The sequence below is a fragment of the Serratia sp. SCBI genome (genome assembly GCF_000747565.1).
GTDB classification, from domain to species: domain Bacteria; phylum Pseudomonadota; class Gammaproteobacteria; order Enterobacterales; family Enterobacteriaceae; genus Serratia; species Serratia ureilytica.
The window spans coordinates 4,255,526-4,268,456 of the sequence record NZ_CP003424.1 but is presented as its reverse complement, the minus strand read 5'-3'; the positions used below and the strand labels follow the sequence as shown (position 1 = coordinate 4,268,456).

Sequence of the window (12,931 nt, the reverse complement as noted above, 5' to 3'; positions counted from 1 at the left end):
CCCGTAACGAACAGATTGCGTTGGGGTAATATAGGGTAAGCGTCACAATTTGTGGTGCAACCTCATTTACCGCACGGATTCGACGCCCTTTAAAACGCCGTCGATGCTAGGATTATTGTTATTGTTTCAAGCCTCGCAAACAGGGGGCGCGGCGGCATACTCATCGTTATAAGGTACTATTTTACATATGAATTATGCACTGGAATTAGCGCAGCTGACCAAGACTTACGCCGGTGGCGTCAAGGCGCTGCGCGGCATCGACCTGAGCGTCGAGGCGGGGGATTTTTATGCCCTGCTGGGGCCAAACGGCGCCGGAAAGTCCACCACCATCGGCATCATCAGCTCGCTGGTGAACAAAACCGCCGGCAGCGTGCGGGTGTTCGGTTACGACATCGATAAAGACATCGTCAACGCCAAACGCCAGCTTGGCCTGGTGCCGCAGGAGTTCAACTTCAACCCGTTTGAAACCGTATTGCAGATCGTGGTGAACCAGGCGGGTTACTATGGCGTCACGCGGCGTGAAGCGATGGCGCGCGCCGAAAAGTACCTCAATCAGCTGGACCTGTGGGGCAAGCGCAACGAGCGTGCTCGCATGCTGTCCGGCGGCATGAAGCGCCGTCTGATGATCGCCCGCGCGTTGATGCACCAACCAAAGCTGTTGATCCTCGATGAACCGACCGCCGGGGTGGATATCGAGCTGCGCCGCTCGATGTGGGGCTTCCTGAAAGAGTTGAACGCCCAGGGCACCACCATCATCCTCACCACCCACTATTTGGAAGAGGCGGAGATGCTGTGCCGCAACATCGGCATCATCCAGAACGGGGAGCTGGTGGAAAACACCTCGATGAAGGGGCTGCTGGCCAAGCTCAAGTCGGAAACCTTTATCCTCGATCTGGCGGCGAAAAGCCCGCTGCCGAAGCTGGACGGTTACCGCAGCCGCCTGACGGATACCTCGACGCTGGAAGTGGAGGTGATGCGTGAACAGGGGCTGAACGGCCTGTTCGCCCAGCTGAGCGCGCAGGGCGTGCAGGTGCTGAGCATGCGCAACAAGGCGAACCGCCTGGAAGAGCTGTTTGTCACCCTGGTTAACGGTAATGGAGAGAAAGCATGACGCGTTTGTATTGGGTGGCCTTACAGAGCATCTGGGCCAAAGAGGTGAACCGCTTCGCGCGCATCTGGATCCAGACCCTGGTGCCGCCGGTGATCACCATGACGCTGTACTTCATCATCTTCGGCAACCTGATCGGTTCGCGCATCGGCGATATGCACGGCTTCAGCTACATGCAGTTCATCGTGCCCGGCCTTATCATGATGGCGGTGATCACCAACTCCTACGCCAACGTCGCGTCGTCGTTCTTCAGCGCCAAATTCCAGCGCAACATTGAGGAACTGCTGGTGGCGCCGGTGCCGACCCACGTGGTGATCGCCGGCTATGTCGGCGGTGGCGTGGCGCGCGGTATCTGCGTCGGCGTGCTGGTGACCATCATCTCGCTGTTCTTCGTGCCGCTGCAGGTGCACGCCTGGTGGGTGATTGCGCTGACGCTGTTGCTGACGGCGATCCTGTTCTCGCTGGCGGGGCTGATCAACGCGGTGTTCGCCACCACTTTCGACGACATCAGCCTGATCCCGACCTTCGTGTTGACGCCGCTCACTTACCTGGGCGGGGTGTTCTACTCGCTGTCGCTGCTGCCGCCGTTCTGGCAGGCGGTGTCGAAGCTGAACCCGATCGTCTATATGATCAGCGGTTTCCGCTACGGTTTCCTCGGCATCAACGACGTGCCGCTGGCGTTCACCATGGCGGTGTTGGTGGCGTTTATCACGGTGTTCTACCTGCTGTCCTGGTACCTGATCGAACGCGGCCGCGGCCTGCGCAGCTGATCCTGATGCGCCCTCGTTTTCCCGGCGGGGGCGCTTTTCCCGATTTGGCGCAGGCGGCGCGTAAATCAATAGAATCGCTCAAATAACCGCTAGTTCCCCGCTGTTCAAATCGTGCTATGCTGGCGCTCCACATTTCCTTCATTTTTGTCATTACGCACTCGTAAGCAGAACATCATCATGCGGCCTCAATACAAGTTGGCGACTGGGTTACTCGGCATTCTGATGTCGTTGGTTTCCCCTGTGAGCCTGGCGAATCTGCTGTCGGAAGACGGCGCGGTTAAATCTGAATACATGGAAGCGCAGCGCGACAGCGAAGTCTATTCGCTGGTGGGCGAGCATGTGATCCCGGTAGGGGAAGTGAAGCGCGGGCAACTGATCCAGGTGTTCCCGGCGGATGCGGAATACTACGAATTCAAATTCGGGCACGGCACCGGCTTTATCGATAAAGACGACGTGCGCGAGCTGAAGAAGTCGCGCAAGGTGCAAGACGATCTGGGCGAGCTGAACAAGCCGCTGACCAACCAGAATCTGATCACCCAAAAGGCGATCGACGTATACACCGCGGCGGACAAGGACAGCGAGGTCTTCGGCACGCTGGAAGGCAATCTGCGTTATCCGATCATCGGCAAGCTGAAGGATCGGCTGAACAATACCTGGTACGAGGTCAACATCGGCGATCGGCTGGGGTTCGTCAATGAGCTGGACTGCGAGATCGATAACGGCATACCGGTGCTGACTTACCATCACCTGCTGAAAAACGAAGAGAACAAGCGCTTCCGCCATACTTCGACCACCACCTCAGACGTGGCGTTCAGCAACCAGATGACCTACCTCAAGCAGGCGGGCTACGACACCATTTCGCTGTATCAGCTGGAAGCCTACCTGAAGAATCAGATCAACCTGCCGGGCAAGGCGATCGTGCTGACCTTCGACGACGGGCTGAAATCGGTTTATCGCTACGCTTACCCGGTATTGAAGGATTACGGTTTCCGCGCAACGGCGTTCATCATCTCTTCGCGCATCAAGCGTCATCCGCAGAAATGGAACCCGGACTCGCTGCAGTTTATGAGCGTCTCGGAGCTTAAGCAGATTCAGGACGTGTTCGACGTGCAGTCGCACACCCACTTCCTGCATCGCACCGACGGCAATCGCCAGCCGATTTTGCTGAGCCGTTCGCTGCATAATATCGAGTTCGATTTTGAGCGCTCGCGCCGCGCGCTGTCGCAGTTCAACCCGCACGTGCTGTATCTGTCCTACCCGTTCGGCGGCTATAACCAGCGGGCTATCCAGGCGGCACAGGACGCCGGTTTCCATCTGGCGGTGACCACGGTGCAGGGCAAGGTGAAGCCGGGGGATAATCCCTATACGTTGAAGCGGCTGTATATTCTGCGCACCGACTCGATCCAGACCATGGCGGATCGGATAGCCAACAAGCCGGGCACGGTGGTGCAGTAAGGAAAAGAACGGGCGCGCGAGGCGCCCGTTTTACCGTCAGGCGACCTGAACCGGCACGGCTTTCGCCTTGCGCTGCAGGTTGTTGTCACCCTCGAAATAGGCGACCTTCGGGTGATGTTGGCGGGCGTCGGCGTCGGTCATTTGCACATAGGAGCAGATGATCAGTTTGTCGCCCACGCAGGCGCAGCGCGCGGCGGCGCCGTTGACCGAAATGATGCGCGAACCGCGCTCGGCGGCGATGGCGTAGGTGGAGAAGCGCTGGCCGTTATCCACGTTGTAGATATCGATCGCTTCATATTCCAGAATGCCGGCCGCTTCCAGGAAGTCCTGATCGATGGCGCAGGATCCTTCATAGTGCAAGTCAGCCTGAGTGACTTTGACGCGATGCAGCTTGCCTTGCAGCATAGTACGTATCATAGCTTTACCTAACTGAATATCGGCCTTCACAGGCGTTGGGGTTGAACATCTCTCCTGCATCCCTGCAATCTCTATCGTCACCGATCGTTCCGCCATTGTCTACCTATGGTCAGGGCGGCAGGATGACGACAGTATAAAAAATGACTTACAGCGTCAGGTCAACCTGCTGGTTGTCGATAAGCCGCGCTTTGCCCAGCCAGGCGGCCATCAGCACCACCGCCCGTTGGCTGTCCACCGTCAGCGGCTGCAGGCTGTCGGCATCGCGAATAAACAGCTCATCCGGCGTAAAGCCGGCGGCGCGCAGTTGCTCGGCGGTCTGTTCCAACAGCGTTTCGACATGGCGCTCGCCATTGGCCAGCTGCTGCGCCAGCGCGTTCATGATTTTGCTCAGCTGCGGCGCAACCTTGCGCTCTTCGGCGGTCAGGTAACCGTTGCGTGAACTGAGGGCCAGGCCGTCTTTGGCGCGCACGGTCGGCACGCCGACGATGTCGATGTCGTAACCCATGTCCGCCACCATTTTGCGGATCAGCGCCAATTGCTGGTAGTCCTTCTCGCCGAAACAGGCCAAATCAGGCTGCACCAGGTTGAACAGCTTGCTGACGATGGTGGAAACGCCGCGGAAGTGGCCCGGCCGGCTTGCGCCTTCCAGAATGGTGGAGATGCCCGGCACGTCGACATAGGTTTGCTGCTCCAGCCCGTGCGGATAGACCGCGGCCGGGGCCGGCGCGAACACCAGATCGACGCCGCGGCGGGTCAGCTTCTCGCTGTCTTCCTGCAGCGTGCGCGGGTAGCGCGCCAGATCGTCCGGGCGATCGAACTGCATCGGGTTGACGAAGACGCTCACCACCACCACGTCGGCGCGGGCGCGCGCTTCATCGACCAGCGTCATATGGCCGTCGTGCAGGTTGCCCATGGTCGGCACCAGTGCGATGCGCTTGCCTTCCTGGCGCCAGCGGCGGATCTGCTGACGCAGCAGCGGCAGGGTTTCGATAATAATCATTGGGTGACTCCTGGAACCATCGCTTAGTTAAAAGAGTGTTCAGCCGCCGGATAGAGGCCTTGCTCCACTTCCTGAATGTAGTGTTGCACCGCCGTGCGGATATCGCCGCTTTGCGCCAGGAAGTTCTTGGCGAATTTTGGCGTGTGGCCGCCGGTGATGCCGAAGGCGTCGTGCATCACCAGGATTTGGCCGTCGGTGCCGTTGCCGGCGCCGATGCCGATGACCGGAATGGAGAGCGCTTCGGTGATCTGGCGTGCCAGCTCGGTCGGCACGCACTCCAGCACCAGCAGCTGAATGCCGGCCAGCTCCAGATTCCGCGCGTCCTGCAGCAGCTGTTTGGCGGCCAGTTCGTCGCGCCCTTGCACCTTATAACCGCCGAACACGTTGACCGACTGCGGCGTCAGCCCCAGGTGGCCGCATACCGGCACCGCGCGTTCGGCGAGCATTTTCACCGTGTCGCACAGCCAGCTGCCGCCTTCCAGTTTCACCATGTTGGCGCCGGCGCGCATCAGCTCGGCGGCGTTGGCGAAGGTCTGTTCCGGGGTGGCGTAACTCATGAACGGCAAATCGGCCAGCAACAGGCAGGCCGGCGCGCCGCGGCGCACGGCGCGCGTGTGATAGGCGACGTCGGCGACGGTGACCGGCAGCGTGGAGTCGTGGCCCTGCAGCGTCATGCCCAGCGAATCGCCCACCAACAGGACTTTAATGCCTTGCTCTTCAAACAGCTTGGCAAAGCTGGCATCGTAGGCGGTAAGGGTAGCAAACTTGCGTTGCTCCTGTTTCCACTGGCGCAAATGGGTCACGGTGGTGGGTTTCATCACAACGTCTCCTGAAACGGGCCGTGCGGCTTACGCAGGCCCAGGCTGCAAAAAAGTGCAGCCATTCTACTGTAACCCTATCGGGGTGGGTAGCGCGGATCGCCATGCTTAAGCGGTTCTTAAGAACCTTGTGGTGCAATGGCGTCATGACTCAAAAGGGATACTCATGCGAATTCTGCTGATCGAAGATGACAAACTGATCGGGGACGGCATCAAGGCCGGGCTGACCAAACTCGGCTTCAATCTGGACTGGTTCACCGACGGCGCGGTTGGTAAAAACGCCCTGGGCAGCGCGCCGTATGACGCGGTGATCCTCGATCTCAGCCTGCCGGGCCTCGATGGACTGGATCTCCTGCGCCAGTGGCGCCAGGCCGGGCAGGATGTGCCGGTGCTGATCCTTACCGCCCGCGATGCGTTGGAGCAACGGGTCAGCGGGTTGCAAAGCGGCGCCGACGACTATCTGTGCAAACCGTTCGCGCTGGCCGAAGTGGCGGCGCGCCTGCAGGCGCTGATCCGCCGTCGTCACGGCCAACTGATGCCACAGCTGACGCACGGCAACGTGGTGTTCGACAGCGCCACCCGCAGCGTGAGCTGCAACGGCGAACCGGTGACGCTGACGCCGCGCGAATTGGCGGTGCTGGAGCTGTTTCTGCACAACAAAGGGCGCGTGTTGGCGCGGCCGTTGATCCAGGAGAAGCTGTACAACTGGGACGACGAGGTGAGCAGCAACGCGGTGGAGGTGCATATTCACCACCTGCGGCGCAAGCTGGGCAACGGCTTCATCCGTACTATCCACGGCGTGGGCTATACGCTGGGGGATGCCCCGTGAAGCGCCTCAGCCTGCGGCTGCGTCTGATCCTGATTTTCAGCCTGCTGGCGCTGCTGACCTGGTGCACTGCCAGCGTGGTGGCTTGGGTGATGTCGCGCAATACCATCAACGAAGTGTTCGACACCCAGCAGATGCTGTTCGCCAAGCGGCTGGCGACCGCTAACCTCGGCGATCTGCTGGCCGATGAAAGCGCGCGCAGCCTGCCGAAAACCAAGAAGCTGGTGCATCATGGCAAACGGGGCGAGCAAGATGATGACGCGCTGGCGTTCGCCATCTTCGATCGCCAAGGCAAGATGCTGCTCAACGACGGCGAGAACGGTGCCGACTTCCTGTTTGACGGGGAGCGTGAAGGTTTTACCGACGGCGAACGCAAAGGCGATGACGACAGTTGGCGCCTGGTATGGTTGACCAGCCCCGACGGGCGCTACCGCATCGTGGTCGGCCAGGAGTGGGATTACCGGCGCGATATGGCGCTGGGCATGGTGACTGGCCAGCTGGTGCCCTGGCTGGCGACGCTGCCGGTGCTGATGCTGCTGATCGCGCTGATGGTTGGGCGCGAGCTGCGGCCGCTGCGTGCGGTAGCCGCCGGTTTGCGCCGGCGCGCGCCCGATGACGCCACGCCGCTGGATGCGCGCCAGGTGCCAACCGAGGTGCGCCCGCTGGTGGATGCGCTCAACGCGCTGTTCGCCCGCATCAATGCGCTGCTGGTGCGGGAGCGGCGTTTCACCTCCGATGCCGCGCACGAATTGCGCAGCCCGCTGGCGGCATTGCGGGTGCAGACCGAAGTGGTGCAGTTGGCGGGGGACGATGCGCCGATGCGCGAGCACGCGCTGGACAATCTGACGGTCGGCATCGATCGCGCCACCCGGCTGGTGGATCAGCTGTTGACGCTGTCGCGGCTGGATTCGCTGTCGGATCTGGCCGAGCTGGCGCCCATTGACTGGAACGAACTGGTGATGATGACCCTGGCGGAACAGGATCGGCTGGCTCATGCGGCGGGCGTGACGCTGCGTTATGAACAGCAGGGAACGCCGCCGGTGCGTCAGGGGCAGACCTTGCTGCTGTCACTGTTATTGCGCAACTTGCTGGACAACGCGGTGCGTTACACCCCGCAGGGCGGCGCGGTCACCGTGACGTTGAGCGAGCGCTCGCTGACGGTAGAGGATGAGGGGCCGGGGGTGACGACAGAGCATCTGGCGCGGTTGGGGGAACGCTTCTATCGCCCGCCGGGACAGGAGCAAACCGGCAGCGGGCTGGGGTTATCGATCGTGCAGCGTATCGCCGGCTTGCATGGTTTACAGGTCAGTTTCGCCAATCGCCCGACAGGCGGGTTCGTCGCGCGGCTGGCGCTGTAGGCGGGTCAGGATTTCGGTTTTGGCGAGTGCCACAGCGCCATGCCGTTTTCCGGCACGCGCTTGAGGCAGCTGGCGAGCGGTTCGCCATCGGGGAAAATCAGATCGGGGGCGATTTCCGCCAGCGGGTAGAGCATGAATTCGCGCTCTTTCAGGCCATAATGCGGTACGGTCAGGCGATCGGTATGGATCACCTTGTCGCCGTACAGCATGATGTCTAAATCGAGCGTGCGCGGCCCCCAGCGTTCATCCTTGCGCACGCGCCCCTGATTGCGTTCTATCGCCTGGGTATGGTCGAGCAGCTGTTCGGGCGGCAACAGGGTATCCAGCGCCACCACCGCGTTGAGAAAGTCCGGCTGGTTTTGCGGCCCCAGCGGCTTGGTGCGGTAAAACGAAGAACAGGTGACCAGCCGGGTGCGCGGGAGATGCTCCAGCGCCTCCAGCGCGGCGTTAACCTGTTGCAGCGGCTGCGCCAGGTTGCTGCCCAGCGCGATATAAACGCGGATCATTATGCCCCTTCTTTACGCGGTGCCCGGCGACGAGGACGGCGTTGACGCGCGCGACGCGGCGCCGGATCGTCACCCAGGGTGCTCAACATGGCTTTCTGCCGCGCCGGCGTGGCGTCCTGGAACTCACCCCACCACTCGGCCAGACGCAGCATCTCCTGATTGTCTTCCACTTCCGCACGCAGCGCCAGCAAATCATAGGCGGCGCGGAATTTCGGATGTTCCATCAGTTTGTGCGCGCGTTTGCCCTGACGACGAGACAGGCGCAGCTGCAGCTGCCAGATATCGCGCACCAGCGTGGTAATGCGTTTCGGGATCGCCAGCGAGCGGCACTGCTCGTCGAGCACATCGTTCATCGCCAGCGCGAAGGCGTCGTAGTACGCCAGGCCGCTTTCCTGCGCCAGTTTCTGCGCGTGCTCCAGCAGCGGGTACCACAGCATGGCGGCAAACAGGAAGGCCGGGTTGACGCGCATGTCATTCTGCAGGCGATGATCGGTGTTCTTCAGCACCTGCACCAGAATGCGCTCCATCGGCGTATCGTGGTTCGGCGTGAAGTTGCGGGCGATCAGCGGGAACAGCGGTTGGAACAGCTGATATTCGCACAGCTTCAGATAGGTCTGGAAACCGTAACCCGCCTGCAGCAGCTTGAGGGATTCTTCGAACAGGCGCGCCGGTGGGATCTCATGCAGCAGAGAAGCCAGACGCGGGATCGGCTCGGCGGTCTCTTCACTGATGCGCATATCCAGCTTGGCGGCGAAGCGCACCGCGCGCAGCATGCGCACCGGATCTTCGCGGTAACGGGTTTCCGGATCGCCGATCAGGCGGATCACGCCTTGTTTCAGATCGTTCAGGCCGCCGACGTAATCGCGCAGGGTGAAATCCGCCACGCCGTAGTACAGGCTGTTGATGGTGAAATCACGGCGCTGGGCGTCTTCCTCGATCGAACCGAAGATGTTGTCGCGCAGCAGCATGCCGTTTTGCGCCTGCTGGGAGGAATTCTTGTCGGATTCCTGATTCTGTTCGTGGTGACCGCGGAAGGTGGCCACTTCGATGATCTCCGGCCCGAACATCACGTGCGCCAGACGGAAGCGGCGGCCGACCAGGCGGCAGTTGCGGAACAGCTTGCGCACTTGCTCCGGCGTGGCGTTGGTGGTGATGTCGAAGTCTTTCGGCTTTTTGCCGAGCAACAGATCGCGCACCCCGCCGCCGACCAGATAAGCCTCGTAGCCTGACTTGTTCAGGCGATAAAGCACTTTCAGCGCATTCTCGCTGATGTCTTTGCGCGAAATCGAGTGTTGTTCGCGCGGGATCACGGTCATCGAGTCGTTGCTCTCGGCGAGGGGGAAAGGCGGACGCTTGCGCGGCGTTGAGCGGCGGGCAGGGGCGTTGCTGCCGTTATCGGCGGCGCGCGGCTGCGGCGCAGGGCGGCTTGGCGCCGCGGCACGCTCTTCGCGGACTACGTTTTTATCGCCGGCCGCCGCGTCGTCGCGGGGCAGCTTGTCATCGCGGGTCAGTACCTTACGACAGAAGTTGGCTACTCGGGTAAAAATGGTACACCTCGATAGTGACTGATAAAAATGGAGCTAACAAAAAATAGCGGCTAATCATAGCTCACCATGGCTCCTTTGAGAATGCCGGCGTGTTTTCATCCAGAGGGATAGCCTCCTGACGCGGCACGTTTTCCAACCGCCAGTGTTCGATCGCCCAGCTCAATAATAATGGCAGGTCAAGATCTTGCCAGCTTTCCGGCAGCGGTTGGCGCAGAAATTTCAGCGCGGCGATCAGCACCGGTCGCGGATCGCCAGCGGGCAACGCCGGCGCATGGTTTTGCTTCGACAGTTTGATGCCGTTGGCACCCAGCGCCAGCGGCAGATGCACATAGGCGGGCACCGGCGCCTGCAGCTGGCGGTAAAGGGCAATTTGGCGCACCGTCGGTTCGATCAGATCGGCGCCGCGGACAATCTCGGTCACGCCCTGAAAATGGTCGTCGATCACCACCGCCAGGTTGTAAGCGAACAGCCCGTCGCGGCGGCGAATGATAAAGTCTTCTCCCGCCAGCGCCGGATCGGCGTGCAATTCTCCCTGCAGGCGATCGTGGAACCGGTAAACGGGGGCGGTCTGACGCAAGCGGATGGCGGCGCCCTGCGGGCCGAGCTGCAAATCGCGGCAGTGGCCGTCGTACAATCCGCCGATTTGCTGGATGCGGCTGCGGGTGCAGGTGCAGTAATAGCTGAGCCCCTGGCGCTGCAACAGATCCAGCGCGGCGCGATAGGCGTCGTGACGTTGGGATTGATAGATGACCTGGCCGTCCCAGTGGAGACCATAATGTTCCAGCGCGGACAGGATGCGAGCGGCGGCGCCGGGGACTTCGCGCGGCGGGTCGATATCTTCGATGCGAACCAGCCACTGCCCGCGTTGGGCGCGAGCCTGAAGGTAGCTTCCCAGAGCGGCAATCAGCGAGCCGAAATGCAGATCCCCGGAAGGCGATGGGGCAAAGCGCCCCACATAATGACTTTCTTGCATATCAGAGGGGAGGGGTTCCCTTTTCTCTGTGCGGCGCACGCGGATGCGCACGCCGCAGCGGTAACATACTCGTTATGCTTGAAACTGCATCTGTGTTAGCTGCGCCTGCTTACCCGAATCACTTACTTGAGTAAGCTCATCGGCATGCGCATTCTTGCCGCCTTGATGCAGCTCCAATCATGTAGAGTAGCGGTATTAGCCGGCCATCTGCTTTTCGCGGATCTCAGCCAGCGTCTTGCAGTCGATGCACAGATCGGCGGTCGGACGCGCTTCGAGGCGACGAATACCGATCTCCACGCCACAAGATTCGCAGTAGCCGAAATCATCGTCTTCCACTTTCTTCAGCGTTTTCTCGATCTTTTTGATCAGTTTGCGTTCACGGTCACGGTTACGCAGTTCAAGGCTGAACTCTTCTTCCTGAGTAGCGCGGTCGGCCGGATCAGGGAAGTTGGCTGCCTCTTCTTGCATATGCGATACAGTACGGTCCACTTCGTCCCTGAGCTGGTTGCGCCACGCTTCAAGAATGCGCTTGAAATGCGACAACTGGGCGTCGTTCATGTACTCTTCGCCCGGCTTCTCTTGGTACGGCTCCACCCCAGCGATGGCGAGAATGCTCAAGGACGAGGTTTTACGGTTTTGCCCTTCTTGCATGTTGCTTCTCCTACATACACACGCACTATCGAATCCCCAATGCGGGGGAAAAACAGGCCGCTATAAATAACAGAAGGAAGGTAGGTTGGCAATTATTCCTGTCGCCCGCTTGACAATCGTGTGAAGGAAGGCGTATTTGGCGATCGTGCTGGCCGGTTGTCTATTTATAGGGACCCGGCTGCGCTAATCGATAAAAAACGGCAGCTTATCGCAGAGATAAATACCGTCAGGTGATAATTTTGCCCCATAGCAAACCACTTCCACTCCCAACTGCCGGACCTGTGCCAACAGCGCCGCATAGCGCTCATCTATATGATGTGCCGGTGCGACCTGCTCAATACCGCTGTGTAACACGGCAAAGAACAATACCGCCCGTTGCCCGCTTTCAACCACGCTGAGCAACTCACGCAGGTGCTTTTGCCCTCTGAGCGTTACCGCATCAGGAAAGTAACCACGTTGTTGTTGCAGTAATGTGACTGACTTAACTTCAATATAGCAGTTAACCCGATTTTCTGCCTGTAATAACAAATCGATACGGCTGTTTTCACCGCCGTATTTCACTTCGCCGCTAATTTTACTGTAACCGGATAATTCATTGATTAAATTGTGTTCGATCGCCTCGCGCACCAGCGCGTTGGCGCGCAGGGTGTTGACGCAGATCCAGTGCCCCTGTTGGGTATGGGTCAGCTCCCAGCTGTGGGCGTATTTGCGTTTGGGGTTGTCCGAGGTGGAGTACCACACGGTGTCGCCGGGCGTGGCGCAGCCGGTCATGGCGCCGGTATTGGCGCAGTGCAGCGTAAAGGTTTCCCCTTCTGGGGTGATCACGTCAGCCAGAAAGCGTTTGTAACGTTTGATCAGCGTGGCGGAGCGCAGCGGTGGAGAAAAAATCATGGGGATGCCTGCTTGGCCAGCGGCCACTGTTCAAGGTGTTGGTAACGGGTGCGGCCGTTTTCGAACACCGATTCATACAAGGAAAAGGCGTCGGCGCTGAACGCCCAGCCCGGCGTCGCCGGCGGGATCGCCACCGGCTGGGTGGCGGCGCGCAGCAGCGTGATGTGCGGATGGAACGGCAGCGCGCTTTGATGGCAGCCGCTGCGTGCGGCCTGCGAACGCAGCAGCTCGGCCAGCTGCAGCAACCCGCGCGGCGCGCGGCGGGTGCCGAGCCAGACCACGCCGGGGCGCGGCCAATGGCCGAGATCGTCGAGCCGCATGCTGAAGCCGGGTTGAGCGATACGGCCGGCCAACTTACGCAGCGCCAGTTCTTTCTGTGCGCTGACTTCACCGAGAAACGCCAGCGTCAGGTGCAAATTGGCCGCCGCCACCGGCCGACCGGCCTCCGGTGCAAACGCCTCGGCGCGCCAGCGGACCACCTGCTGTTGCAGGGCGTCAGGCAAGGACAGGGCGAAAAACAGGCGGCGCGAATTGGACATAAGGGCTCGGCAAATGCATGACAATACGGTCGGGAACAGCGGTAAACGTTACTGGCAGCGGCCCCGCGAGGG

14 protein-coding genes are annotated in these 12,931 nt (G+C 60.6%); 5 read left to right on the top strand and 9 right to left on the bottom strand.

Translation table 11 applies throughout. From position 1 onward, the window contains the following. Positions 1 to 187: 187 nt before the first annotated feature. The 3 genes from SERRSCBI_RS19950 (at position 188) to SERRSCBI_RS19940 (ending at position 3,333) form a co-directional block, all read left to right on the top strand. The gene (locus SERRSCBI_RS19950) at positions 188 to 1,111 is read left to right on the top strand and encodes an ABC transporter ATP-binding protein (RefSeq protein WP_033644695.1); all 924 of its coding nucleotides are present in this window, start codon (positions 188 to 190) and stop codon (positions 1,109 to 1,111) included. Continuing rightward, entirely contained in the window at positions 1,108 to 1,878 is a 771-nt protein-coding gene (locus SERRSCBI_RS19945; RefSeq protein ID WP_033644696.1) for an ABC transporter permease, read from the top strand. The genes SERRSCBI_RS19950 and SERRSCBI_RS19945 overlap by 4 nt, the downstream gene beginning before the upstream one ends. Before the next feature lie 177 nt (positions 1,879 to 2,055). Next, entirely contained in the window at positions 2,056 to 3,333 is a 1,278-nt protein-coding gene (locus tag SERRSCBI_RS19940) for a polysaccharide deacetylase family protein (RefSeq protein WP_033644697.1), read from the top strand. A 36-nt stretch (positions 3,334 to 3,369) separates the two neighbouring features. Here SERRSCBI_RS19940 and panD read toward each other — a convergent pair whose 3' ends face one another. The 3 genes from panD to panB form a co-directional block, all read right to left on the bottom strand. After that, positions 3,370 to 3,750 (bottom strand): aspartate 1-decarboxylase, encoded by a 381-nt coding sequence (gene panD, locus SERRSCBI_RS19935; RefSeq protein ID WP_004937544.1) that lies wholly within the window; start codon positions 3,748 to 3,750, stop codon positions 3,370 to 3,372. A 145-nt stretch (positions 3,751 to 3,895) separates the two neighbouring features. Then, on the bottom strand, positions 3,896 to 4,750 hold the full coding sequence (panC, locus tag SERRSCBI_RS19930) for a pantoate--beta-alanine ligase (protein WP_033651336.1): 855 nt from the start codon (positions 4,748 to 4,750) through the stop codon (positions 3,896 to 3,898). Positions 4,751 to 4,773: 23 nt separating this feature from the next. Next, a complete protein-coding gene (panB, locus tag SERRSCBI_RS19925; RefSeq protein ID WP_042785355.1) occupies positions 4,774 to 5,568 on the bottom strand; it encodes a 3-methyl-2-oxobutanoate hydroxymethyltransferase in 795 nt (264 codons plus the stop codon). Between the two features lie 166 nt (positions 5,569 to 5,734). Here panB and qseB point away from each other — a divergent pair, with 166 nt between their 5' ends. Together qseB and qseC are read left to right on the top strand one after the other, a co-directional pair. Beyond that, positions 5,735 to 6,397, top strand: a complete 663-nt coding sequence (gene qseB / locus SERRSCBI_RS19920) for a quorum sensing response regulator transcription factor QseB (RefSeq protein ID WP_033651337.1) — start codon at positions 5,735 to 5,737, stop codon at positions 6,395 to 6,397. Next, entirely contained in the window at positions 6,394 to 7,752 is a 1,359-nt protein-coding gene (gene qseC / locus SERRSCBI_RS19915) for a quorum sensing histidine kinase QseC (protein WP_042785354.1), read from the top strand. The genes qseB and qseC overlap by 4 nt, the downstream gene beginning before the upstream one ends. A gap of 5 nt (positions 7,753 to 7,757) precedes the next feature. Here the strand turns inward: qseC and folK are convergent, their stop codons facing one another. The 6 genes from folK to thpR all read right to left on the bottom strand — a co-directional run bounded on the left by folK (position 7,758) and on the right by thpR (position 12,859). Further along, a complete protein-coding gene (gene folK, locus SERRSCBI_RS19910) occupies positions 7,758 to 8,258 on the bottom strand; it encodes a 2-amino-4-hydroxy-6-hydroxymethyldihydropteridine diphosphokinase (protein WP_004937558.1) in 501 nt (166 codons plus the stop codon). After that, on the bottom strand, positions 8,258 to 9,805 hold the full coding sequence (pcnB, locus tag SERRSCBI_RS19905) for a polynucleotide adenylyltransferase PcnB (protein WP_071883579.1): 1,548 nt from the start codon (positions 9,803 to 9,805) through the stop codon (positions 8,258 to 8,260). The genes folK and pcnB overlap by 1 nt, the downstream gene beginning before the upstream one ends. A 61-nt stretch (positions 9,806 to 9,866) precedes the next feature. After that, the gene (gene gluQRS / locus SERRSCBI_RS19900; RefSeq protein WP_033644703.1) at positions 9,867 to 10,778 is read right to left on the bottom strand and encodes a tRNA glutamyl-Q(34) synthetase GluQRS; all 912 of its coding nucleotides are present in this window, start codon (positions 10,776 to 10,778) and stop codon (positions 9,867 to 9,869) included. 195 nt (positions 10,779 to 10,973) lie between these two features. Further along, on the bottom strand, positions 10,974 to 11,429 hold the full coding sequence (gene dksA / locus SERRSCBI_RS19895; RefSeq protein ID WP_004937569.1) for an RNA polymerase-binding protein DksA: 456 nt from the start codon (positions 11,427 to 11,429) through the stop codon (positions 10,974 to 10,976). A gap of 183 nt (positions 11,430 to 11,612) precedes the next feature. After that, positions 11,613 to 12,320, bottom strand: a complete 708-nt coding sequence (gene sfsA, locus SERRSCBI_RS19890; protein WP_004937572.1) for a DNA/RNA nuclease SfsA — start codon at positions 12,318 to 12,320, stop codon at positions 11,613 to 11,615. Next, positions 12,317 to 12,859 (bottom strand): RNA 2',3'-cyclic phosphodiesterase, encoded by a 543-nt coding sequence (gene thpR / locus SERRSCBI_RS19885; protein WP_042785353.1) that lies wholly within the window; start codon positions 12,857 to 12,859, stop codon positions 12,317 to 12,319. The genes sfsA and thpR overlap by 4 nt, the downstream gene beginning before the upstream one ends. Positions 12,860 to 12,931: the final 72 nt, after the last annotated feature.